This is a genomic window from Alkalimonas sp. NCh-2 (assembly GCF_039631345.1).
GTDB classification, from domain to species: Bacteria; Pseudomonadota; Gammaproteobacteria; order Enterobacterales; family Alteromonadaceae; genus Alkalimonas; species Alkalimonas mucilaginosa.
This window is the reverse complement of sequence record NZ_JBDIUV010000007.1, coordinates 83288-107398: the sequence shown is the minus strand read 5'-3', so window position 1 is coordinate 107398 and position 24111 is coordinate 83288. Positions and strand designations below refer to the sequence as shown.

Below are 24111 nucleotides of genomic sequence, written 5' to 3'. Positions count from 1 at the left end.
CAGTATTTTTTTGGGTGATTGGGCAATTTCGCCGAATTATATCCGGTTTAACCGCAAAATAAACCACCCTATTTGGTCAACTTTTTCCTAAAATGCGCATCCTACTTGAACTGGGTTTTAGCGGGAGCTGTTGATGTTATTTCGTGACTCACTGGAGGCGACCAATCCTCTGCGCCAACACATTCGTGACTTCTACCGTGCCGATGAAGATCAGGTGCTGGAGTTTTTGCTGCCACAAGCCGATATTGGCAACAACGCCCGCAGCCGCGCCTGGGAACGGGCACGCCAGATGGTGCTGGCCATCCGTAAAGCCCAAACAGGTAAAGGCGGTGTCGATGCACTGCTGAATGAGTTCTCGCTCTCGACTGAAGAAGGACTGGTGCTGATGTGTCTGGCCGAAGCCCTGCTGCGGGTGCCTGACAACAACACCATGGACCGGCTGATCCGTGATAAGTTGTCCAAAGGCAACTGGAGCTCACATCTTGGCAACAGCTCCTCCATTTTTGTCAATGTCTCAGCCTGGGGTCTGCTGATGACCGGTAAGATGGTCAACTACAGCGATGAACGCAAAGCCCAGCAATTTGGTTTGTTAAAGCGTACCTGTGGCCGGCTGGGTGAGCCGGTCATTCGTCAGGCTGTCCGCTACGCCATGCAAATCATGGGCACTCAGTTTGTGATGGGTACCACCATCGCAAGCGCAATAGAGCGCGCGAAAGAACAGGAGAAGCGCGGCTATACCTACTCCTACGATATGCTCGGCGAAGGCGCCCGTACTATGGCCGATGCTGAGCGGTATTTCCAAAGCTATCTCACGGCGATTGACACCATAGGTAAAGCCGCAGTTGGCAAAGGCCCCTTTAAAAGCCCGGGTATCTCGGTTAAGTTGTCAGCCATTCATCCGCGCTACAAATTCGCTCAGCGTGATCGGGTACTGACCGAGTTGATCCCACGCCTGAAACAACTGGCCGTAGCCGCCAAACAGTACAATATTGGTTTTACCGTTGATGCCGAAGAAGCCGACCGACTGGATCTATCGCTCGATATTATCGAAGCCGTATTCAGTGATCCGGCGCTGGACGGCTGGGAAGGCTTTGGTCTGGCGGTGCAGGCCTACCAAAAACGCGCCATTCATGTGATTGACTGGTTGCGTGAGCTGACAGAGAGCGTTGGCCGAAAAATGATGGTTCGACTGGTGAAAGGCGCCTACTGGGATACTGAAATCAAACTAAGTCAGGTAGAAGGCTTGCACGACTTCCCTGTCTTTAGCCGCAAACCATCTACCGATGTGTCGTACCAGGCCTGTGCCAAAAAACTGCTGGCCTATCGCGATACCATCTACCCACAGTTTGCTACCCATAACGCCTACACCGTAGCCACCATTTTGGAAATGGCACCGGATCGCAGCGGTTTTGAGTTCCAGCGATTGCACGGCATGGGGGATGCCCTGTACGATCAGGTGGTCAGCGCTGATAAGGTGCCTTGTCGCATTTATGCGCCCGTGGGTGAACATGCCGACTTGCTGGCCTATCTGGTTCGTCGTTTATTAGAAAACGGTGCCAACAGCTCCTTTGTGAACAATATCATTGATGAGACCATCCCGGTGGAAAGCCTGCTGGCCGATCCGGTAGAAACCGTGCGCAACTGGCGGCAAAAACGCAACCGCCAGATCCCGTTACCCGCCGATGTCTATGGTGCTGAGCGGTTAAACTCACGCGGCACTGATATCAGCGATTGCGATCAGTTGATCCCCATCAAGCAAGCGATGGAGTCCTGGCTGAGCCTCATTGCCAAGCTGGAACAGCCAGCGAATGGCCAGCCGGTGACCAATCCGGCCAATCTGGATGAAGTGATTGGCTACATCCAGTACGCCGATGCAGAGGCGATGCAGACCATTCTTAGCAAAACCCAGCAAGCTTTTGCCACCTGGTCACAAACCCCGGTGGCCGTGCGGGCCAACCTGCTGCGTAAAGTGGGGGATGCGCTGGAAGCTCATCAGGACGAACTGCTGGCAATTTGCATCAAAGAAGCCGGTAAAACCCTGCAAGACAGCATTGCCGAAGTGCGTGAAGCCGTAGATTTCTGCCGTTATTACGCAGCCCGTGCTGAGGAGTTACCGGAGGATAGCGAAGCACGCGGCGTGGTTCTTTGCATCAGCCCCTGGAACTTCCCGCTGGCAATTTTCTTAGGTCAGGTGGCTGCAGCTATCGTTACCGGCAATACGGTGGTGGCCAAGCCCGCCGAGCAAACCAGTCTGATAGCCATTCGTACTGTCGAATTGATGAAGCAGTGCGGTTTACCGGAAGGCGTGGTGGAGCTGGTGATTGCTCCAGGCCGGCAGGTTGGTGAGCATATTGTACCGGATGAGCGTATTCAGGCGGTGATGTTTACCGGCTCGACCGAAACCGGTTGCTGGATTGCCCGTAAATTAGCCGAACGTGAAGGTGAGCCGGTACCTTTGATTGCCGAAACCGGTGGTCAAAACTGCATGATCGTCGACTCCACCGCCTTGCCTGAGCAGGTGGTCGATGATGTGATTGCCTCTGGCTTCCAGAGTGCTGGCCAGCGCTGTTCAGCACTGCGGGTCTTGTTCCTGCAGGAAGATATTGCCGATCAGGTGATCGAGATGGTGGTTGGCGCCATGAAAGAGCTAACCGTGGGTGATCCTGCCTATTTGTCCAGCGATCTGGGCCCGGTGATTGATGCCAAAGCGCATGAACGCCTGAGCAGCCATGTGCAGTACTTAAGCGATAAAGCCACGCTGCATTACGCCTGTCCTATCCCGGAAGGCGATCGCCACTTTTTCTTCGCGCCACATCTGTATGAAATCAGCGATCTGACCTTGCTGGAGCGGGAGGTATTCGGCCCTGTGGTGCATGTGATCCGCTTTAAAGGCCCAGAGCTCGATAAAGTGATCGAACAAATCAATGCCACCGGCTATGGCTTAACCATGGGTGTGCACAGCCGGATTGAAGAGGTCACCGAGCGGGTTGCCAAATCCATCAAAGCCGGCAACATTTACGTTAACCGCAATATGATTGGCGCAGTGGTCGGCGTACAACCTTTTGGTGGTTGCGGTTTGTCGGGCACTGGCCCTAAAGCCGGTGGCCCTTTCTATCTAACCCGACTGGTGAAAGACAACCTGGCAGTTGAGGATGCAGCCCTGCCTGCAGAAAAGCGCTCACAACTGCTGGCAGAAACCACCAGCCGTGCCGTCGCCTATGCCATGCCGGCAGCCGCTAGCGCTCAAACCAGTTGGCAACAAATGCCTATAGTACAGCGCAGCTCGGTGCTGCGTCAGTTCCTGGCATCGCTGGCCTCCAATACGGTGGTCGCTAAGCTGGAACCGGATCTGGAACAGGTGATTGCCATCGCCCGCAGTCAGTTGCGACTGATTGAACAGGAGCTGGCAAACCCCGTCCAACTGCCTGGCCCTACCGGTGAACACAACAGCCTATGGTTGGAACCTCGTGGCACCCTGGCTTTGCTACGTGATGACACCGCTGATTTTAGTCACTGGCTGCTCAGCGCCCTGACGGCCATTGCCGCGGGTAATGCGGTGATCACCGCTGTGGAAGAGCAAGACCTGGCCGAAGCCGAAGCAGTGGTCAAAGCGCTGGTGCAAGCGGGTATGCCCGTTCATTTGATGGCTGTGATCAAGCTCAGCAGCATGACCACCTTATTGGCTGCACCGGGACTGGCTGGGGCTATCGTGCAATCCGGTACGGCCATCAAACCATTGGCCGCTGAATTGCTTGCCAGCCGTGAAGGAGCCATCCTGCCGTTGATCACCACTCCGGCTGATCACCGTCTACTGCACCGACTTGTCACAGAAAAAACCATTACAGTAAACACCACTGCGGCTGGAGGAAATGCATCGCTAATGACTATGGCAGATAACATCTAACTGCTGTTAAATTCCGGTTACTAGGCTACAATAAAGCAGTAGTAAGGTAGTTTAAGGAACCTCCGGAACCATGGCATTACAGGAAGTATCTCTGCAACAGTTACAACCCGGTGACTTTGTGGTGCGCGTTAGTCAGCAAACTGGCGATGTGCTCATCAAAGAAGCCGGTTTGGTGCGTAGCCAAAAAACCATTGAGCTGCTCCGTAAAAAAGGGGTGCAACGCCTTTGGATCGATCCGGATTTGGCCGATCTCAGCCTGCGGCCAGGATCCGGACAATCTGACGATAGTGATACCAGTGAGTCCTCCGAATATCCGCAGGGGGGGCGGGCCGATTTCTCTGCAGAGTTGCCTAAAGCAGAGCGCGCCTGGCAACAATTGCAGCGCAAACAAAGCCGTCTATTTGATAGCTGTCGCCGCCAGCAGCCTATCGATCTCGAACTGGTTCAGGAAGTCAGTTGCGGGCTGGCCGACTCAGTCAGCCGCAATCAAGATGTATTGCTGTGCTTAAGCCGCATCGCTCAAAGCAGTGACCAACTGCTGCAACATGCCATTAATTGTGCGGTTTATATGGCGGCATTTGGTCAACACCTGCAGCTATCAAAAGGTAAAGTGCAGGATTTGATTATGGCTGCGTTGTTGCATGATGTGGGAAAAGTAACGCTTGGCGAAACAACCAGTGATGCCGATGCCATCCAGACCAGCCTGAAACTGCTGGCACCACTCAATCGCTTACCAGCAGAAGTATCGCTATGGATTGCTCAGCACTGTGCCTATCTTGACGGTAGTGGCGCCCCCAAAGGGTTGAAAAACAACCAAATTAGTTTAGGTGCCCGCATGCTGGCTATTGTCAACCATTACGACAATCTGTCACACCCTGCGGGCAAAAAGCCAATCAATCCGCAATTAGCCAGCAAAAAACTCCTTGAGAAAACGCCAGAGCAGCTCGACAGCGAATTAACCCAACGCTTTATTCGCTGCATTGGCATATATCCGCCGGGCAGTGTGGTGAAGCTTCATAGTGGTAAGCTGGCGCTGGTGCTGGAAAATAACCCTAAAAAACCGACTCAGCCAAAAGTAAAGGTGTTCTACCACAGCCAACATCAGCATCATTTACCAAGCAAAATTATTGACCTCGCCAGGCACATGGAAGAGCACATTGATTACTGTGTAGATCTGGAGCAATACGGCTTGCAAGCCAGTAATTACCTCTGATTCAATTGGGCCACTCAGCCAGCGCCGGCATACTGAACTCCTGCTGACGATAGCGCAACACCACATGATTCGGATAAATTTCCACCAATTGAATATCGGTACTAAGCCACTGGCCCTGTTGTAAAGTGCGGCCATTGACCTTTACCCAGCGCCGCGAAGGAACGCTGGCAAATACATGGGCTTCGAAACGCATCGGCGGCAGCTGCTGCAATAACTGGGGAGGTAGTTCTGAAATAGTACGTGCCGGTGCATCGTGCACCCTAACCTGCTCACGACGCTGTCCGGCCTGTTCAAGTTCATCCACTACCTGTGAAAAACGCTGTTGTAACTCTGCCGACACCTCGGTTACCTCTAGTTCATCCAGTGACGGTAAAGCCGCACGGGCAGGACGCGACTGCGGCTCAGCGGCAATAATCGCAGGCTCAGGCTCTGTGGGCTCAGCTACTGTGGTCGCAGTGCGCTCTGCTACAACAGCAGGCTCCACAGCAGAAGATCCATTGGCATCGGCTGAAGGCACTTCGGATAAAGCGGCCAAAATCTGTTGCTGGCTGGCAACAGCCACCGGCTCAGCTTGCCTGGCAGGCTCTGTCGCAGCCCCTCCTTGTTGCGTTCCAAGCCAGTATCCTGCGGCCAGTGCCAAACTAAGAATAGCTGCGCCAGCCAGCACCCCCAGCCAAAAAGGTGCCACCCGACTACCAGGTGTCGAACTGGTTGTCATGTTTTGTTGCTGTTTTAATGCATCCATCAAAATGGACATGTGCTACTCCTGCAAAGCTGTTCGCTTTGTCTTGCAAGTTGCCAACCCAAAACGCTGTTTCTGGTTGGCACAATACTATACCCAAGCCACTTAACCCAAAACACGGGCTAAAACAAAACCAAGACCTGCCATCAGCGGCACCAACGCCAGCAACCAAAGCCAGAGCGCAGGCCGCATTGCCTGAGCTTGGCCAGTACTGGCCGGTAAAATTTCTTTGGCGGCCTGCTGCACTTCCGCTTTGCCTACCAGTGGTTTCTGGCGGGCAAAGGCTGCCAACATGGCCCTGTCGGCCAGCAGGTTCAATAAGCGCGGGATGCCCTGACTGCGCTGATACAACTGGCGAATTGCACCCGGCTCAAATACCGGCCGCTCGGAACCGGCGACCTTTAACCGGTAGCTTAAATACTGCTGCACTTCTGCTTCAGTCAATGGCATCAGATGGTACCGTGCCGTGATGCGCTGCGCCAGCTGCCGTAAGTCAGAACGCTGCAATAATTGCTGCAACTCGGGTTGGCCAATTAAAATCACCTGCAGCAATTTACGGCTGTTGGTCTCCAGATTGGTCAGTAGGCGCAGTTGCTCCAGCACCACTGGCTGCAAGTGCTGCGCTTCATCGATAATAAGCAAGGTTTGTTTGCCCTGCTGATGGTTTTTCAGCAAGCGATTTTTAATTTTATCGCCCAGTAATTTCAGGCTGGCATCGGATTTTTTGTAACGAATGCGTAATTCGTCGCAAATGGTGGCTAAAAGTTCCAGCTCTGACAGGGTGGGATTCAAAATAAAAGCCAGCTCAGTCTGCTCGTCCAGTTCCTGCAGTAAAGCCCGCGATACCGTGGTTTTACCGGTACCCACCTCGCCCGTAAGCAAGACAAAACCGCCGGCATCGCCGAGGCCATAGCGTAAATGCGCCAGGGCTTCAGCGTGACGTCCGCTCAGATACAGAAAATCCGGGTTCGGAGCAATCGAAAATGGCTGGCTGTGCAGGCCAAAAAAGCCGGTGTACATGCGCGCTTCCTGTGCTAATCGCTGAAAAATTTCAGTGGTTGGGTATAATGGCAAAAAAAGCGACGTTGGAAAAGCCTGTGCAGATCTATCTTGTTGGCGGTGCAGTTCGCGATGAGCTGCTTGGTTATCCCTTTCACGAGCGGGATTGGGTGGTGGTGGGCGCGCATCCGCAGCAACTGCTTGATTTAGGCTACCAACAAGTTGGCAAAGATTTCCCGGTTTTTTTGCACCCGAAAACCAAAGAAGAGTATGCACTGGCCCGTACTGAGCGCAAGCAAGGCTCGGGCTACACTGGTTTTGTCACTTACGCCGCACCCGATGTCACCCTGGAGCAGGATTTAGCCCGGCGCGATCTGACCATCAATGCCATCGCCAAAGCAGAAGACGGCAGTCTGGTCGACCCTTATGGCGGTGTGGCAGATCTGAAAGCACGGCTGCTGCGCCATGTCTCGCCGGCTTTTGCCGAAGATCCATTGCGGGTGCTGCGAGTGGCCCGTTTTTATGCCCGCTACTACCACCTCGGTTTTCAGGTGGCCGACGACACCCTTGCCCTGATGCAGCAACTGAGTGACAGCGGTGAGCTGCAGGCATTAAGCGCAGAGCGGGTCTGGCAGGAACTCAGTAAAGCGCTGAGCACCCAGCACCCGGAAGCCTTTATTGAGCTGCTGAGGCGCTGTGGCGCTCTAAAACAACTGATGCCGGAACTCGATGTGCTTTGGGGCGTCCCCCAGCCGGCTAAATGGCACCCGGAAATTGATACCGGCGTGCATACGCTGCTGGTATTACAGCAAGCAGCGCAGCTATCAGAGCGCATTGATATTCGTTTTGCTGCCCTGGTGCATGATTTGGGTAAAGGCGTTAGCCCACCAGAGCACTGGCCCTCGCATCATGGTCATGAGCACACCGGTTTGCCGCTGATCCGCCAGCTGTGTGTGCGTTTAAAAGTGCCGAACGATTGCCGGGATCTCGCGCTCTTGGTCTGCCAGTACCATCAACTGATCCACCGGGCAGCCGAGCTCAAAGCCAACACCGTGTTAAAACTGTTCGATGGCATTGATCTGTGGCGCAAACCCGAGCGGCTGGATGCCATTATCCGCTGCTGCATCGCCGATTTGCGCGGCCGTACCGGCTTTGAAAAGGCCGAGTACCCGGCCGAGCAGTTGTTACCGAAACTCGCTGCCGCGGCTCAGGCCGTTGATGTCAAAGCTTTGATTCAGCCAGGTATGAAAGGCGATGCCATCAAGCAAGCACTGCAGCAGGCACGGTTAGAGGCAATTCAGCAAGCAAAGCGCTAAAGAGTATGGATTGATACCGATCGGCTGCAATGTCGAAAAGGGCCTGCACAGGACAACTCCCGCACAAAACAATAAATTTGCATTTTTGCATCATAAAGTCTAACTTTTGGTGAGGATACCACTCCAACAGCAAGGACGACAACCCATGGCACAGACCCCAGTCTCAACCGTCAACGAACCGCTGCAGCTAGCCAGAGAACTACTGCAGCACACTGGCCGCAACCTGTTTCTAACCGGCAAAGCCGGTACCGGCAAAACCAGCTTCCTGCGTGAGTTGAAACAGCAGTCGCCCAAACGCATGGTGGTAACAGCGCCTACCGGCGTGGCCGCGGTAAATGCCGGGGGTGTTACACTGCATTCTTTTTTTCAATTGCCTTTTGGGCCCTGGCTGCCGGGTAGCACCCTGCCACAACCACAGCGCTTTAGTCAGGAAAAAATCAACCTGCTCCGTAGCCTGAATCTGTTGGTCATTGATGAAATCAGTATGGTCCGGGCCGACACCCTGGATGCGGTCGATGCCGTGCTCAGGCGTTACCGGCGCAATAGCCAGCCCTTTGGCGGGGTGCAATTGCTGATGATTGGCGATCTGCACCAGTTGGCGCCGGTGGTCAAAGCGCAGGATTGGGAGCTGCTCAAAAGCAGCTACGACAACGGCTACTTTTTCTCAAGCAAGGCGCTGCAACAAACGCCCTGGCTAACCATTGAATTGGAGCAGGTCTACCGCCAGTCCGATCCGCACTTTATTGAGCTGCTGAACAAAGTGCGCGACAACCAACTGGATGACGCCGCTCTTGCCCTGCTGAACAGCCGCTATCAACCCAACTTTCAAGCCGTGCCAGGGGAAGATTACATCACCCTGACCACCCACAATCACAGTGCCGATGCCATCAACGAGCAGCAATTGGCCAGGCTGCCAGACCCAGGACTGGAGTTTACCGCCGTGATTGAAGGCGATTATCCGTCGCAAAATTACCCGGTAGCCGAAACACTGTTGCTAAAAGTAGGGGCTCAGGTGATGTTTATGCGAAATGATAACGCCGAGCAGCGCTATTACAATGGCAAAACCGGTGTCATCACCCAACTGGATAAAGAGTCGGTACGGGTGCGCTGCCCCGGCGAAGCACAGGATATCCAGCTGTCGCCCGTCAGCTGGGAAAACATCAAGTACGGTTTGGACAAGGCATCAGGCGCTATCCAGGAGCAGGTGATTGGCAGCTTTAAGCAGATCCCACTACGACTGGCCTGGGCGGTCACCATTCACAAGAGCCAGGGCCTGACGTTCGAGCGAGCCATCATCGATGGCGAAGCGGCCTTCTCGCATGGCCAGATCTATGTCGCCCTCAGTCGCTGCAAACGCTTTGATGGCTTGGTATTAAAGACGCCACTCTCGGCAAGCTCGGTGCTGACCGACCAGGCCGTCAGCCAGTTTAGCCGTGAGCAAGCGCTGCCAGACCAAGCTCAGGTGCAACAGGCCAAAATTGACTACCAGCAAGCGCTGTTGCTGGATGCATTTGATTTCAGCCAGTTGGGCCGCCAACTTAGCAACCTCAGTACTTTGCTGCACCAGCAGCAGTCCCTGATCCGCTGCAGCAGCGCCGACCAGTTGGCGGATATCCGCCAGAGCCTGGATACTGAGGTGCTGGTGGTGGCCAGCAACTTCGAACGTCAACTCAAGTCGCTCTTCCATCCGCAGCAGGAGCCACAGCAGCAACCACCATTGCTGGAGCGACTGAACAAGGCCGGCAATTATTTCAGTGATAAGCTGACGGCCTTGCAAGCCTGGCTGGATGCATTTGCTTTTGACACAGACAACCAAGCCATTCGCAAACAACTGACCAAAACCATCGAGCAGCTGCGCCAGCAGCTCGCCATTAAACAGGCTGCACTTCACTGCATGCAGCAAGGCTTTACCAGCAGCCACTACCTGGAAGCGGTGGCGCGGGCACAAATCGATACCAGCAAACAAAACGCCGCCAAAAAAGCCGCCGCAAAAATTGCGCTGGATGATCTACAACACCCAGAGCTGTTTGAAGCGCTCAAGCGTTGGCGCGCTGACAAGGCCAGCAGTGAGCAGGTCCCGCACTTTCGAGTTTTGCATCAACAGGTGCTGCTGCATATTGCCAATGCCCTGCCAGGCAATGCTTCCGCCCTGCTGGCCCTGCCCAAAGTAGGCCCTGCTACCGTTGAAAAATACGGTGATGCACTGCTGCAGCTGGTGGCCGATTATTGCCAACAGCAGGAGCTGGAGCCCAACCTGGCGACAGCCAGCCCCACCAAAGCCACGGCGCGCAGCAGCAAAGTAAATAGCAGGCAGGAGAGCTTTACCCTGTTCAAGCAGGGGCTCAGCCTGGAGCAAATTGCCGAGCGTCGCGGCCTGGTCCGTAGCACCATCGAAAATCATCTGGCGCATTACGTCGCACAGGGGGAGCTGGAACTGACCGCGCTGGTCTCAGCAGACAAGCTAGCCACCATTCGTCAGGCAGCCAAACGGTTGGGTGCAGATAGCCTGAAGGTCCTGAAAGAAGCACTTGGCGAGCAGTACTCGTACGGGGAGATTAAACTGGCTTTGCTGGCCTGATAGCGGGCTTAACTGCCATGCAGCGTCAGCACCAGGCTTCGGCCGCTGGCGTGATCGCGGTGCTCGCCCAGATAAATACCCTGCCAGGTGCCTAAGTTCAGCCGCCCTGCCGTGACCGGCACCGTCACACTGCTTCCTAGCAAGCTGGCTTTCAGGTGGGCCGGCATGTCATCCGGGCCTTCATCGGTATGCTGGTAGTAAGGCTCGTTTTCTGGCACCGCCCGATTGAAAAAACGCTCAAAATCGCCGCGTACGGTCGGATCGGCATTTTCATTGATGGTCAGCGATGCCGAGCTGTGCTTAATAAACGCATGCAGCAACCCCTGCTGCAGCATCGCCAGCTCTGGTAACTCACGGATAATATCCTGCGTGATCAAATGAAAGCCACGCCGATATGGGGATAACTGAAGCTCTCGTTGAATGTACTGCATGGTTTTGCTACCTGTTCATTTCACTGGCCATAGTGCTTCATAGTGTACCGCAAGAATGGCTAACGGTTCGAGCACACAGCTCAATGGAATGCCAACCTGCGACACTTGTCGCAAAAACAACTTGACGGATCTGTGACAACTGTCGCAGTATAGCTACCATTGCTAATTTGCGAATGGCCTTGCATGCACCAACCCACTGCACCCGAACTGGAAATTCTAAAACTACTCTGGTCTAAACAACCGCGGACAGCCCGTGAGCTGCATAACGAGCTGGAGCCATTGCTCGGCTGGGGCTATTCCTCGACCCGTAAAACACTGGAGCGTATGGTTGCAAAAGGCCTGGTTGCTTGCGAATCGCATGGCAATAAAAACAGTTACAGCGCCCTGGTCGATAAAGTGCCGACCCTGGCCGCTTATGCGCAGGATTTTGCCAGCCGGGTGTTTGAATTGAACGGGCCTTTACCCGTTGCCATGTTTGCCAACAGCAAGCTGGTCAATGCCGACGAAATTGCCGATCTGGAACAGCTGCTAACCGATTTAGCGCAGCAAAAATCCAACCCAGCACAAGACAAGGACGCTTAAGATGGCACAGCAGCTGCTTTTATCCTTGTTACTGTGCAGCCTGTGGACTCTGCTGTTGTGGCAGGTCAGCCGCTTGCTGCTCAAAAAATTCAGCGCCTTGCAGCAATGGCCGCCCTACTTTTGGTGCCTGCTTGGCTTGTGCTTCCTTCCGTTGCTACCGCTGCCGGAGCTGGGCCAGCAATGGACCATTCCATCAGTGCTACTGCAAGATACGCTGCATGCCATCCAAGCCGAGAGTGCCCAACCGCTTCACCCCGGCCTGTTGCAGCCAACGGCCAATAGCCAGTTCATCTGGTGGTTGCTGCTCGGCGGCCTAGGCACAGTGAGTCTGTGGCAGTTGTACCGACTTGTCCGGCAATGGCAGCAGTTGCAACGGTTGATCCGGCAGTCCAAGCCGCTGGCTGCCGCCAGCCTGTTCAGTCCCGAGCAATTGGCAGCGCTTCCCGCCCGGTTTGAGCTCCGCCAGACTCAGACCAGCATTTCGCCTTTTATTGCCGGCTGGCGCCATATGGTGTTAGTGGTACCGGCCTACATGTGGCAATTGACCGCCGAGCAGCGTCGTTTGTTGCTGCAGCATGAACTCACCCACCTGCAGCGACGCGATCCGCAGCAGCTGTTGCTGCTTCGGCTGCTGGTAGCGCTGTGCTGGTTTAACCCGCTGCTGCGCCAACTGGAGCAGGCCTTTATTCAAAGCGTGGAGTTGGCGGTGGATCGGGCCGTACTGGCCAATGAACCCGGCTCGGCTCTGCTGTATGGCCAGACCTTACTAAACAGCCTGAAGCGTTGCCAGCACCAAGCCCAACCGAAACTTAACGCAGCTTTTATGCACGCCAACAGTGGGCACAGCTTCTATCAGCAACGTTTGCAGCAATTGTTTCACCCGGCTCCGGCGCTATCCTCCTGGCAGCGCTGGCGTATTCCTCTGCTACTGGGCTTCGCTGCTTTGTTGCTGAATATAGGCTACGCCCAACTAAACTACAGCGCCCCGCCAACACAGTGGCTGTTGCCCGTTGGCCAGGTACCGATCACCTCCGCCTATGCGACCCAGCATCCGCTGCGGCAAAACCGGCCGCATCAGGGGGTGGATTTTGGTGCTGCTCGGGGCTCTGATATCCAGGCAGCACAACGAGGTAAGGTGTTGATTGCCGATGCAACCAGCCTGCATAGCCGGTACGGCAAGGTGGTGCTGATTGACCACGGCCATGGCTACCAGACGCTGTATGCCCACCTGGATGCTTTTTACGTCACGGCCGGCCAAAGTGTCGCGGCCGGTGAGCCGATAGGCACCGTTGGCGCTTCCGGGCAGGTCACCGGGCCACACTTGCATTTTGAGCTGCTGCTCGATGGTCAGCATCAGGATCCGGCTCTTTATCTGGCACTTCCCAAACGTTCCTATTCCCAAGCAAATTAAGGAAGGCGATGTTTCGCCTGGACAACAACGATGCAAAAGAGCCTTACGTGATGAAAAACCTATGGATGCTTACCTCTCTGCCTCCGCTGCTAGCACATTGTAGTAAGCATCATGGCAGAGCCTTGCTGTCGCTGCTGCTGTTGTCTGCGGCTCTGGTGATTTGGTCCAGCCAACCGGATCAATCAGCCACCACTTCGGCCGCTTGGCTGCCCGCTGGTTTACAACCTGCAGAGCTTCAAACAAACTGGCACCATTGGCAACTGGAAGAAAAAGTCCAGCAGCAGCTGCAACAGTTGACGATGACGACAGAGCCAGAGTTGCCCACTCTGGATAATCACCTTCACCACTATGCCATTGAGCCCGGAGACAGTTTAAGCCGGATCTTTTCCCACCATGGTTTGGATCAACAGCAGCTGCGCCAGTTAATGGCCGCCGATCAATCCTTATTGGCACTGGATGTATTGCGCCCGGGCCATCAACTGATCTTTAAACTGGATAGCGAGCAGCAATTGCAGTCGATGGAGTTGCTGGTGCATGCTGGCCACAGAGTACTGTATCAACGCGACGACGATGGTGATTTTAGCTATCAGGAACTGCTGGATGCCGGCGACTGGCACAGCACCACCCTGGTGGGTGACATTCAGGGCAGCTTTTACGTCTCGGCGAAAGATGCCGGCTTAACCGATGCGGACATTGCCACTGTCCAGCAGCTGTTTCGAAACCAGCTTAATTTTTCCCGCGACATTCAGGCCGGGGCCCGTTTTCAGATCGTGCGCGGTGACAACTATGTTGCTGACCAAGCGACGGGGCAAAGCCGGATTGAAGCTGTGCGGCTGTTTAATCGCCGCCAGCAGTTTAGCGCCTTCCTGCACGACAATGGCCAGTTCTACGATGCTAATGGCGAAAGCTTAGAGCCAGCCTTTCTGCGTATCCCACTGGAGCGCAGCTATCGAATCAGCGATGATTTTAATCCTCGGCGTCTGCATCCGGTCACCGGACGGGTACGGCCACACAATGGCACCGACTTCGCCACCCCGGTTGGTACCCCGGTGCTGGCAGCAGCCGATGGCACCGTGATCCGGGTTGAAAACCATCCTTTTGCTGGCCGTTACGTGGAAATTCAGCATCATGGTCAGTACAAAACCCGCTACCTGCATCTGAGCCGGGCACTGGTACGCGCAGGTCAGCGCGTCGGCCGTGGCCAGCGCATTGCGCTGTCGGGGGCTACCGGCCGGGTCACCGGAGCTCATCTGCATTACGAATTGCACAGCAACAACCGCCCGGTCAACCCCATGACTGCCTCAATCCCGATGGCACAACCGCTGCCGGATGAAGGTCGGGACGCTTTTTTTAGCCGGGTTGCTTTTTTGGTGCAGCAGATGGAAGAAGAAACCTTACTGGCACAGCAGCGTTGAAAGACCGCTGCACGGCTTAGCCGCTCACTTAGACAACAGGGATCCTGATGAAATTATTTTTCGCCATTCTGGCCTGTTTTAGCCTAGGCCTGCTGGCCAAAGAACAGCTGGCTGTGCAGCCGCAGACAGCGCCCAAACGCATAGCCATTAGTTTTGATGATGCGCCAACCCCCAGCAGCGGTTACTTCAGTGGCGAGGAAAGAACCAGTTTGCTGCTTGAGTCCCTGGCAAAGGCAGGCATACAGCAAACCGCCTTCTTTGCTGTTAGTCAACACATCACGCCAAAGGGACATCAGCGACTACTGGCTTACAGCAAAGCGGGGCATATTATCGCAAACCATACCCACAGCCATCCGGATTTGAACAGCACCAGCCTTGCCGACTTTATCGCCGGCATCGAACAAGCCGATAGCGCTTTGCAGCAGTACCCAACGTTCAGAAGGTGGTTCCGATTTCCCTATTTGAGGGAAGGCGATACATTGGAAAAACGTGATGGTGTCAGGCAATACCTGGCTGAGAATCACTACATCAATGCTTACATCACCCTTAACAATTACGATTGGTATCTGAACCAGTTGTTTCAACAGGCCATTCAGGCAGGGGAAGCGGTTGAGCTCGCAGCCATGCGCAATTTTTACGTGGATACCCTAATGGCAAGTATTCACTACTACCATGAACTTGCACTGCAGTACCTTAATCGCTCGCCACAGCATGTGTTACTGCTGCATGAGAATGACCTGGCGGCCTTATTTATCGGCGATCTGATAGCCGAGTTGCGATTGCAAGGCTGGGAAATCATCCCGATGGAGCAAGCCTATCAGGATCCTTTACTCAGTTACCAAAGTAGCCGCTTATTCACCTTCAACCCTGGCAGAATTGGTGAAATCGCCGCTGATCAGGGTCAGAGAAAAGGGCTCTGGCATAGCACACTGAATGAAGCCTACTTAAAAGCGCGCTTTAGCAGCGAGGTACTGCAGCGATGAAACCACTTTGGTTTGACATTTAACCAGCATCAACCGATTATTTCTGCATCACGGCCACTAAACAACCAACACAAAGCAGGTAAGCATTGAGCCAGGCCAGCCAATGAATTAGCCCAGCTAAATGCCACGAAATGGAAGATTACCTAAAGGAGTTGGGTTATGAGCAAGCACGCTGACACTGATCCGCTGTACCAGATCATCCGTGAACTGGTTCAGCAAGCACGCCAACAGGTCCAGCGCCAGGTCAACAGCGCTATGGTACACACCTACTGGCAGATTGGCCGGCTGATTATCGAACACGAGCAGCAGGGTGAGCAACGCGCAGCCTATGGTAAACAACAGTTGGAGCAACTGGCTAGCAGATTGACCGGTGAATTTGGCAAAGGCTTTGATGTAACCAACCTGCGCAATATGCGCCGGTTTTATCAGGCCTTTCCAATTCGAGAGACAGTGTCTACCGAATTGAGCTGGTCGCACTACAACCAACTGGCCCGGCTGGAAAATCCGGCGGCACGTCAGTGGTATCAACAGGAAGCCATTCAGCAACATTGGAGTGTGCGTGCTCTGGAGCGTCAGATCGGCACCCTCTATTACGAACGCTTGCTATCCAGCCGTGAAAAACCCACTGTAGAAGCGGAGGCACAAGCCAATACCCTGCCGTTAGCCGACACCCCCAAAGATTACTTGCGCGATCCTTATATTCTGGATTTTCTTAATCTGGATACCAGTCGCTATCAAGAAGCCGATCTGGAGCGCGGCATTATTCAGAACCTGCAACAGTTTCTGTTGGAAATGGGTAAGGGTTTTGCCTTTGTCGAGCGTCAGCAACGCATCCGCACCGACGATGGCGACTATTACATCGATCTGGTGTTTTACAACTACCTGCTGAAATGCTTTGTGTTGATCGACCTGAAACTGAACAAACTCAGCCATCAGGATGTTGGCCAGATGGATATGTACGTGCGTCTGTACGAAGAACAAAAACGCTCGCCCGACGACAACCCCACCATAGGCCTGATCTTGTGCAGCGAACACAACCACACCGTGGCGCAGTATTCGGTGTTAAAAGACAGCCAGCAGTTGTTTGCCTCCCGTTACCTTACTATTTTGCCCAGTGAAGAAGAGTTGCAGCGTGAACTGGAACGAGAACGGCGCAAAATAGAGCAACAGATAAAAGAGCAGCGCGGTGAATACCGCATAGTGCAATAGCCTTCGCAGCTGAGTGGTTCCGTTTGAAACAAAAAGACCTGCCGCAGCAGGTCTTTTAGGATTGCAGGTGCTAATTACACTGCTTGCTGAATAATCACATTGTCCGCTTTTTTGGTGTACTGCGGCATTTTGTGGAAGTTCAGGTAGCGGTAGGTATCGGCCGCTGTCGCATCGATCTGCTTGGCGTACTCCAGATACTCTTGCACCGTTGGTAAACGGCCGATAATGGAGCTGACCGCAGCCAGTTCGGCCGACGCCAGGTAGACGTTTGCGCCCTGCCCCAAGCGGTTCGGGAAGTTCCGGGTAGAAGTAGAGACCACGGTGGAGTTCTCGGCCACCCGTGCCTGGTTACCCATACACAGCGAGCAACCTGGCATTTCGGTGCGGGCACCGACTTTGCCGTAGATGCTGTAATAGCCTTCATCGGTCAGCTGCGCCTGGTCCATCTTGGTTGGCGGAGCAATCCACAAACGGGTTGGCAGCTGACCTTTGTGTTTGTCCAGCAGCTTACCGGCGGCGCGGAAGTGACCGATGTTGGTCATGCAAGAGCCGATAAAGACTTCATCAATCTTATCGCCAGCCACTTCCGACAACAGACGGGCATCGTCCGGATCGTTCGGTGCACAAAGGATCGGCTCTTTGATTTCGCTCAGGTCGATTTCAATCACTTCGCTGTACTCGGCATCGGCATCGGCTTCCATCAGCTCTGGCTTGGCCAGCCATTCCTGCATCGCCTGAATACGACGCTCGATGGTGCGGCGATCGCCATAGCCTTCGGCAATCATCCACTTCAGCATCACGATGTTGGATTCCAGGTACTCGGCAATGGAGGCTTCCGACAGCTTGATGGTACAACCGGCGGCAGAGCGCTCTGCAGAGGCATCGGACAGCTCAAACGCCTGCTCGACGGTCAGGTTCGGCAAGCCTTCGATTTCCAGAATACGGCCAGAGAAGATGTTCTTCTTGCCTTTTTTCTCCACCGTCAGCAAACCTTGTTGAATGGCGTAGTACGGGATCGCATGCACCAGGTCACGCAGGGTAATACCCGGTTGCATTTCGCCTTTAAAACGCACCAGCACAGACTCTGGCATATCCAGTGGCATCACGCCGGTTGCCGCCGCAAAAGCGACCAGACCAGAACCTGCCGGGAAAGAAATACCGATCGGGAAGCGGGTGTGTGAATCACCACCGGTACCCACGGTATCTGGCATCAGCATGCGGTTTAACCAGGAGTGGATAATGCCATCGGCCGGACGCAGTGACACACCGCCACGGTTCATAATGAAATCAGGCAGGGTGTGGTGGGTATCGACATCGACCGGCTTTGGATAGGCTGCGGTATGGCAGAACGACTGCATTACCAAATCGGCCGAGAAGCCCAGACAGGCCAGATCTTTTAGCTCGTCACGGGTCATAGGGCCAGTGGTATCCTGGGAGCCGACCGTAGTCATCTTAGGCTCACAGTAAGTACCAGGGCGAACACCCGCTACGCCACAGGCTTTACCGACCATTTTCTGCGCCAGGGTGAAGCCTTTACCGCTGTCGTCTTTCGCACTTGGGCGACGGAACACCGTGGATGGTTCCAGCTTCAGGAACTCACGGGCACGGTCGGTCAGGCCACGGCCGATGATCAATGGGATACGACCACCCGCTTGTACTTCATCCAGCAACACTTCGGTCGCTAGGCTGAATTCAGCCACCACCTCGTCACTGCCATGACGGCACACTTTGCCCTGATACGGATAGATATCAATCACATCACCCATGTTCAGGTTGGATACATCGACTTCAATTGGCAGCGCACCAGAGTCTTCCATGGTGTTGAAGAAAATCGGCGCAATCTTGCCGCCCAGTACGAAGCCACCACCGCGCTTGTTGGGCACGTAGGGAATATCGTCGCCCATAAACCACAGCACCGAGTTGGTGGCGGATTTACGCGACGAGCCGGTACCGACCACATCACCAACATAGGCCAGTGGGAAACCTTTTTCTTTCAGGGCTTCCAGTTGCTTGATCGGGCCACGCACGCCCTGCTCTTCCGGCTCAATGCCTTCGCGGCTGTTTTTCAACATTGCCAGCGCGTGTAGCGGGATATCCGGCCGTGACCAGGCATCCGGTGCCGGTGACAGGTCGTCGGTATTGGTTTCACCGGTGACTTTAAACACTGTCAGGGTAATTTTTTCTGCCAGCGCTGGTTTGGCTTTGAACCATTCCGCTTCGGCCCAGGAGGCCAGGACTTGCTTAGCAAAGGCATTGCCCGCTTCAGCTTTGTCGGTGACATCGTGGAAAGCATCAAAAATCAGCAGGGTGTGCGACAGCGCTTTGGCAGCCAGCGGTGCCAACGTAGCATGGTCCAGCAGGCTGATAAGGGGCTCAATATTGTAACCACCCATCATGGTGCCCAGCAACTCAGTGGCACGCTCTGGGGTGACTAAAGGGGATTTGGTCTCGCCCTTAGCGACCGCAGCTAAAAAGCCGGCTTTGACATAGGCAGCTTCGTCCACGCCAGGTGGAATACGGTTTTCCAGCAGCTCGACCAGAAAGGTTTCTTCACCCTGAGGTGGATTTTTCAGCAGCTCGACTAAGGCTGCCACTTGTTCAGCATTCAGCGGCTTGGCCGGGATGCCTTCTGCCGCGCGCTCGGCGACGTGATCACGATATTCTTGTAGCACTGTAATGTCCTCTTGGTCGTTGGTGACGCTGCATGGTTCAGGCCGGAACTGCGCTGCCTGCTGGCGTCGACTCTGGAATTGTACCTGCGTGATTATAAGAAATTAGCTGCCGGATTAACATTCGCCTGCAGTCGTATCCGGTTATAGCCGGTATAAACTGGCTGAATAAAATGGTTAGACCAGTTGTAGCATGCTTGCAGGGCGTGTTGGCACGAAAACAGGCAACCGCATTGCGATTGCCCGTTAACCGATGAAAGTATAACAGAAAATGATTACCAAATCTTGACGCGTTCTTCCTCAGGCAGATACATGGTATCGGTTGGCTGTACATCAAAGGCCTGGTAAAACTCCGGGATATTCGGCAGCACACCAATCACCCGGTAGTACGGTGGTGAGTGCGGCCCGGTACTTAACTGACGGCGCAGGGCTTCTTCGCGGTAATTCGAACGCCAAATCTGCGCCCAACCAATAAAGAAACGCTGCAAGCCGGTAAAGCCATCCAACACCGGTGCTTCTTCACCGCCCAACGACAGTTTGTAGGCACGCAGTGCCACCGTCATGCCCCCCAGATCGCCAATATTCTCGCCAAGGGCCACATCGCCATCGACAAAGACACCAGGGAAAGGCTCAAACTGGCTGTACTGTGCACTTAAACGAGCCCCCAGTTGCTGGAAACGCGCTAAGTCTTCGGCAGTCCACCAGTCACGCAGATTGCCATCACCGTCGTACTTGGCCCCCTGATCATCGAAACCATGGCCAATTTCATGGCCAATGACAGCGCCAATGCCACCATAGTTGACCGCATCATCGGCATTCATATCAAAGAAAGGGGGTTGCAAAATAGCGGCCGGGAAGACAATTTCGTTCATCACCGGGTTGTAGTAGGCATTTACGGTTTGTGGCGTCATAAACCATTCGTGACGCTGGATAGGACCACCCAGTTTCCCAACCATTTGATCATAGCCACGGTGGCTGGCGCGAATGCTATTGCCAACCAAATCATCGGCTTTAATGACCAACTCCGAATAGTCTTCCCACTTATCCGGGTAACCAATTTTAGTGGTAAAGGTACTGAGCTTTTCCAACGCCGCGACCTTAGTAGCTTCCGACATCCATTCCAGTTCTTTGATCGACTCGCCAAACGCCAACAGCACGTTTTCTACCAACTCTTCCATCCGCGCTTTGGCGGCTTCGTTAAAGTGCCGCTCGACATACAATTGCCCTACCAGCTCACCCAGTACGCTGTTGGTAGTATCGACCGCCCGCCGCCAGCGAGGTTGCTGCTCTTCGACCCCTTGCAGTGTCTGGCTGTAAAAGGCAAAACGCCGATCGGCCACGGTTTCGCTCAGCTGCGGAGCGAAGCTATGGATGGTGCGGTAGGTCAGATAGGCCTGCCAGGTCGCCAGGTCGGTATTGGCAATAATGTCCGACAAGCCAGAGAAATACGATGGCTGTGCCACGATCACATCCTGCTCAACAGGTACGCCAAACACAGTGGCGTAAGCAGCCCAGTCAAAGTTACCAAGCAGAACGCTCAGTTCCTTTGCTGTTTTCTTGTTGTAAGTTTTGTCGGCATTGCGGCTATCCAGCCGGGTCCAGTGATGCTCGGCCAGCGCATGCTCAAGCTTCAGGATTTGCTCGGCGGCTTCAGCCGCATCCGCCACGCCTGCCAGGGCCAGCATATCCGCGACATACTCCTGATAGGCTGCTTTTAAACGCAGCGAGTCGTCATCCTCGTTAAAGTAGTAATCGCGATCCGGCAAACCTAACCCGCCCTGAAACAAATACACTCCGTACTGGGTCGACTCACGGGCATCGTTATTGACGTACCAGCCAAACAAACCAGCTACGCCATCACGTTGCAATTCCGCTTGCACCTGACCTAACTGTTCAGTGGATTCCATAGCAGCAATGCGCTCCAATAAAGGCTGGATTGGCTGAATACCCAGTTGGTTCAGCCTGTCCTGATCCATAAAGCTGTTGTAGAAGCTGGCCAGCTTGTGCTCATTCGAACCTTCAACCAAATCGGTGCGGGCTGCCACGGCTTCGATAATGTCCAACACTGCTTGCTGTGCTTGCTGATGCAAAATATCAAAAGAGCCGATACGTGAGCGATCGGCCGGGATAGGGTTATTTTCTATCCATTTGCCATTGACGGCATAGTAAAAGTCATCCTGAAAGCGCACGCTGCTATCAAAATTTTCCAACTCTACCCCAGAGGTTAATGCCACCTGAGCAGGAACAGTCGCTGTGGTTGATTCATTTGCCGGTACGCGTTGCTGGCCATCGCAGGCAGCCAAACCCAGTGCCAATGCCACACTGGCTGCCAGCACACTGATTTTCTTTTTCATCGTGGTAAGATCCTGTGGTCGAAAGTGGTTATCGCTATGCATAGTACGAAGCCCTTGCTGCAAGTGCAAACATGTTTTGTAACAAAACCTGACAACCCTGTTACCCTTTTGCCGGCATTGCCTGACAAGCTCAGCTCCGTTACAGTATTAGCCAAATAACAAAGCATCCCCAGATGCACCCAGCATGAGAAACCACCCACTATGAACCCAACCCATCAGGCCCTACCCCGGCCTACCCCATTGCACCGCTGGCTGGTGCTGCTGTTTGTCAGCCTGGCAATGTTTGGCAATTACTATGTCTACGACTCGCTTGGTCCGGTGATTGATTTACTGCAAAGCGATCTGGGCTTTAGCAATCAGCAAACAGGCTTTCTGATTTCCATCTACAATCTGGGCGCCATCGCAGCGCTGTTGATTGGCGGTATTATTATCGACCGTTACGGCACCAAGCGCGCTTTGTTGCTGTTTGCCAGCATTTGTCTGCTTGGCGCCATTATCACGGCCATCAGCCCCCGCTATGAAATCATTGCCAGTGGTCGTTTGCTGCTGGGGCTAGGCTCCGAGCCTTTGATTGTGGCCGCTACCACCGTGCTGGCCAAATGGTTTAAAGGCAAAGAGCTGAGCTTTGCCTTTGGCATCAATTTATCGCTGTCACGCTTAGGATCGGCTTCGGCCGATTGGTCGACCAACTTTGCCAGCCCGCTGTACAGCAACTGGCAGGACCCGCTGTGGCTTGCCACCGCCTTTGCCGGTATTTCGGTGACGGCTGCCATGCTGTACTGGCTGCAGGAAAAACGCTGCGAAGGGCGCTTTGATCTGGGCGCCACCGGCCAGACCGACAAACTGAAATTCAAAGAGTTATTTTTCTTTGGCCAGCGCTACTGGTTTATTGTGGCGCTTTGCGTGGTGTTTTATTCCACCATTTTCCCGTTCCGTACCTTTGCTATTATGTACTTTCAGGAGGCGCATGGCCTGGCGCGGGAAGCTGCCGGTATGCTGAACAGCATGATGATGGTATCCGCCATTATTGCCACCCCGCTGTTTGGTTTGCTAATCGATAAAGTCGGCCGGCGTGGTCTTTTTATGACGGTTGGTTGTCTGATGATGCTGCCACTGTTTCTGGCAGTCACCTACCTGCCAGCCGGCGCACCGGTGATGGTGTTTGGCAGTAGCATTCCACTGACCTTGTTGCTGGTGATGCTGCTGCTTGGCTGCGTCTTTTCGCTGGTACCAGCGGCGATGTGGCCTTCGGTGGCTTATACCGTCGATCAGCGCCGTTTAGGCACCGCCTATGCCACTATGACGCTGTGCCAGCAAATCGGCTGGTCCATCGTGCCACCGGTAATTGGCTATCTGAATGATCTGAATCAGGCCAGTGCCGACAATGTCGCCGGCTATGCGCCTGGTATGTGGTTTTACACCGGCCTGGCCGTCACCGGCCTGGTGTTTGCGCTGTTGTTATGGCGTCATGAAAACAAACCGATGGCCACACCGGGCCATCACCAGGAAACCGCCGCCGAGCACCAGCACCCGGGCTAACGGGGATAAAAATAATCAGCAGGCCTGCGCCTGCTGATTACAAACCATTCAGTACCAAAGCGGCCAGCAAGCCCAGCAGGCCGCCAAAGAAACCACCCCACACCACCAGCCAGCCCAGATGCTCTTTGATCATCTGCTGCAGCATCTGCTTCACCAGCTCAGGCGTGAGCTCATCCAGTCTTGCTTCGACAATGGTTTCAATGTGCTGCTGAATTTGCTGCATCTGCTCTGGGCGTTCCAGTTGCAGTAAGACTTGCTGCTGGAAGGCATCGGAGTCAGCAATCTCGGTCAGAGCAGCTTTGAGTTCTTGTATAAAGGGGTCGCGCAGTGGCAGCAGCACTTTTTTACCACCCACCATCATCAGCATCGAGCCAAAGGACGACTCTTCCACCACCTTTAGCAGTGCATCAAAAGCCGGATCCAGCTCCACCTGTTCAATAACCGGGCCAAGCTCCAGCTTCATCGGCTCGCCGTATTCATTTTGCTGATGCAAAAAACGGTCGATGTTGTCGCTGCTAAAGAACTGCGTCATCAACAGCTGCTGCAGGCTTTGTTTGAGCTGCTCAAAGCGGGCCGGGATCACGCCGGAGCCATAAAGACCAGGCACTTTCTCAAACAACATATGCACGGCCAGCCAGTTGGTCAGACCGCCGGACAAGGCAAATAAGCCGGTGGTAAGCAACCAGGGCTGCGCCAGACCAAAACCAGCGATGGTGATCGCCAGCGCCACACCATTGGTCAGCATACTTTTGTTCATCCAAATATC

General features: G+C 54.2%; 16 protein-coding genes. 10 read left to right on the top strand and 6 right to left on the bottom strand.

Annotated features, from left to right (window positions below):
* The first annotated feature begins 133 nt into the window (after positions 1 to 133).
* A complete protein-coding gene (gene putA / locus ABC502_RS16275) occupies positions 134 to 3904 on the top strand; it encodes a bifunctional proline dehydrogenase/L-glutamate gamma-semialdehyde dehydrogenase PutA (protein WP_345916651.1) in 3771 nt (1256 codons plus the stop codon).
* A gap of 70 nt (positions 3905 to 3974) precedes the next feature.
* A complete protein-coding gene (locus tag ABC502_RS16270; RefSeq protein WP_345916650.1) occupies positions 3975 to 5117 on the top strand; it encodes an HD domain-containing phosphohydrolase in 1143 nt (380 codons plus the stop codon).
* Between the two features lies 1 nt (position 5118).
* Here the strand turns inward: ABC502_RS16270 and ABC502_RS16265 are convergent, their stop codons facing one another.
* Both ABC502_RS16265 and ABC502_RS16260 read right to left on the bottom strand, forming a co-directional pair.
* Complete coding sequence (locus tag ABC502_RS16265) at positions 5119 to 5874, bottom strand: general secretion pathway protein GspB (protein WP_345916649.1); 756 nt, start codon at positions 5872 to 5874, stop codon at positions 5119 to 5121.
* Positions 5875 to 5964: 90 nt separating this feature from the next.
* A complete protein-coding gene (locus ABC502_RS16260) occupies positions 5965 to 6879 on the bottom strand; it encodes an AAA family ATPase (protein WP_330087518.1) in 915 nt (304 codons plus the stop codon).
* Positions 6880 to 6956: 77 nt separating this feature from the next.
* On the opposite strand from ABC502_RS16260, the gene ABC502_RS16255 reads away from it, so the two are divergent.
* Together ABC502_RS16255 and ABC502_RS16250 are read left to right on the top strand one after the other, a co-directional pair.
* Complete coding sequence (locus ABC502_RS16255; RefSeq protein WP_345916648.1) at positions 6957 to 8174, top strand: multifunctional CCA addition/repair protein; 1218 nt, start codon at positions 6957 to 6959, stop codon at positions 8172 to 8174.
* A gap of 145 nt (positions 8175 to 8319) precedes the next feature.
* Positions 8320 to 10752, top strand: coding sequence for a helix-turn-helix domain-containing protein (locus ABC502_RS16250; protein WP_345916647.1), 2433 nt, complete (start codon positions 8320 to 8322; stop codon positions 10750 to 10752).
* A gap of 8 nt (positions 10753 to 10760) precedes the next feature.
* Here the strand turns inward: ABC502_RS16250 and ABC502_RS16245 are convergent, their stop codons facing one another.
* Positions 10761 to 11183 (bottom strand): secondary thiamine-phosphate synthase enzyme YjbQ, encoded by a 423-nt coding sequence (locus tag ABC502_RS16245; protein WP_345916646.1) that lies wholly within the window; start codon positions 11181 to 11183, stop codon positions 10761 to 10763.
* Positions 11184 to 11366: 183 nt separating this feature from the next.
* Between ABC502_RS16245 and ABC502_RS16240 the strand changes: the two genes are divergently transcribed.
* From ABC502_RS16240 to ABC502_RS16220, 5 genes are all read left to right on the top strand, one after another.
* Positions 11367 to 11765, top strand: coding sequence for a BlaI/MecI/CopY family transcriptional regulator (locus ABC502_RS16240; RefSeq protein WP_345916645.1), 399 nt, complete (start codon positions 11367 to 11369; stop codon positions 11763 to 11765).
* Position 11766: 1 nt separating this feature from the next.
* Positions 11767 to 13176 carry a M23/M56 family metallopeptidase gene (locus tag ABC502_RS16235; RefSeq protein ID WP_345916644.1) on the top strand — a complete coding sequence of 470 codons (1410 nt, stop codon included), beginning with the start codon at positions 11767 to 11769 and terminating at the stop codon, positions 13174 to 13176.
* An 8-nt stretch (positions 13177 to 13184) separates the two neighbouring features.
* Positions 13185 to 14591 (top strand): peptidoglycan DD-metalloendopeptidase family protein, encoded by a 1407-nt coding sequence (locus ABC502_RS16230; protein ID WP_345916643.1) that lies wholly within the window; start codon positions 13185 to 13187, stop codon positions 14589 to 14591.
* Between the two features lie 47 nt (positions 14592 to 14638).
* Entirely contained in the window at positions 14639 to 15574 is a 936-nt protein-coding gene (locus ABC502_RS16225) for a polysaccharide deacetylase family protein (RefSeq protein ID WP_345916642.1), read from the top strand.
* Positions 15575 to 15733: 159 nt separating this feature from the next.
* Entirely contained in the window at positions 15734 to 16783 is a 1050-nt protein-coding gene (locus ABC502_RS16220; protein ID WP_345916641.1) for a PDDEXK nuclease domain-containing protein, read from the top strand.
* A 74-nt stretch (positions 16784 to 16857) separates the two neighbouring features.
* On the opposite strand, the gene acnB is transcribed toward ABC502_RS16220, so the two are convergent.
* Positions 16858 to 19455: a bifunctional aconitate hydratase 2/2-methylisocitrate dehydratase gene (gene acnB / locus ABC502_RS16215; RefSeq protein ID WP_345916640.1), complete on the bottom strand. Its 2598-nt coding sequence runs from the start codon at positions 19453 to 19455 to the stop codon at positions 16858 to 16860.
* A 272-nt stretch (positions 19456 to 19727) separates the two neighbouring features.
* On the bottom strand, positions 19728 to 21806 hold the full coding sequence (locus tag ABC502_RS16210; protein ID WP_345916639.1) for a M13 family metallopeptidase: 2079 nt from the start codon (positions 21804 to 21806) through the stop codon (positions 19728 to 19730).
* A gap of 201 nt (positions 21807 to 22007) precedes the next feature.
* Between ABC502_RS16210 and ABC502_RS16205 the strand changes: the two genes are divergently transcribed.
* Positions 22008 to 23345 (top strand): MFS transporter, encoded by a 1338-nt coding sequence (locus ABC502_RS16205; RefSeq protein ID WP_330087511.1) that lies wholly within the window; start codon positions 22008 to 22010, stop codon positions 23343 to 23345.
* A 37-nt stretch (positions 23346 to 23382) separates the two neighbouring features.
* Here ABC502_RS16205 and ABC502_RS16200 read toward each other — a convergent pair whose 3' ends face one another.
* Positions 23383 to 24102: a DUF445 domain-containing protein gene (locus tag ABC502_RS16200; RefSeq protein ID WP_345916638.1), complete on the bottom strand. Its 720-nt coding sequence runs from the start codon at positions 24100 to 24102 to the stop codon at positions 23383 to 23385.
* Positions 24103 to 24111: the final 9 nt, after the last annotated feature.

Coding starts and splice junctions, on each gene's coding strand:
- ABC502_RS16250 (WP_345916647.1), top strand. CDS start 8,320: ATGGCACAGACCCCAGTCTCAACCGTCAACGAACCGCTGCAGCTAGCC.
- ABC502_RS16245 (WP_345916646.1), bottom strand. CDS start 11,183: ATGCAGTACATTCAACGAGAGCTTCAGTTATCCCCATATCGGCGTGGC.
- ABC502_RS16235 (WP_345916644.1), top strand. CDS start 11,767: ATGGCACAGCAGCTGCTTTTATCCTTGTTACTGTGCAGCCTGTGGACT.
- ABC502_RS16200 (WP_345916638.1), bottom strand. CDS start 24,102: ATGAACAAAAGTATGCTGACCAATGGTGTGGCGCTGGCGATCACCATC.
- ABC502_RS16240 (WP_345916645.1), top strand. CDS start 11,367: ATGCACCAACCCACTGCACCCGAACTGGAAATTCTAAAACTACTCTGG.
- ABC502_RS16210 (WP_345916639.1), bottom strand. CDS start 21,806: ATGAAAAAGAAAATCAGTGTGCTGGCAGCCAGTGTGGCATTGGCACTG.
- ABC502_RS16260 (WP_330087518.1), bottom strand. CDS start 6,879: ATGTACACCGGCTTTTTTGGCCTGCACAGCCAGCCATTTTCGATTGCT.
- ABC502_RS16225 (WP_345916642.1), top strand. CDS start 14,639: ATGAAATTATTTTTCGCCATTCTGGCCTGTTTTAGCCTAGGCCTGCTG.
- ABC502_RS16205 (WP_330087511.1), top strand. CDS start 22,008: ATGAACCCAACCCATCAGGCCCTACCCCGGCCTACCCCATTGCACCGC.
- ABC502_RS16220 (WP_345916641.1), top strand. CDS start 15,734: ATGAGCAAGCACGCTGACACTGATCCGCTGTACCAGATCATCCGTGAA.
- ABC502_RS16230 (WP_345916643.1), top strand. CDS start 13,185: ATGTTTCGCCTGGACAACAACGATGCAAAAGAGCCTTACGTGATGAAA.
- ABC502_RS16270 (WP_345916650.1), top strand. CDS start 3,975: ATGGCATTACAGGAAGTATCTCTGCAACAGTTACAACCCGGTGACTTT.
- ABC502_RS16265 (WP_345916649.1), bottom strand. CDS start 5,874: ATGTCCATTTTGATGGATGCATTAAAACAGCAACAAAACATGACAACC.
- putA (WP_345916651.1), top strand. CDS start 134: ATGTTATTTCGTGACTCACTGGAGGCGACCAATCCTCTGCGCCAACAC.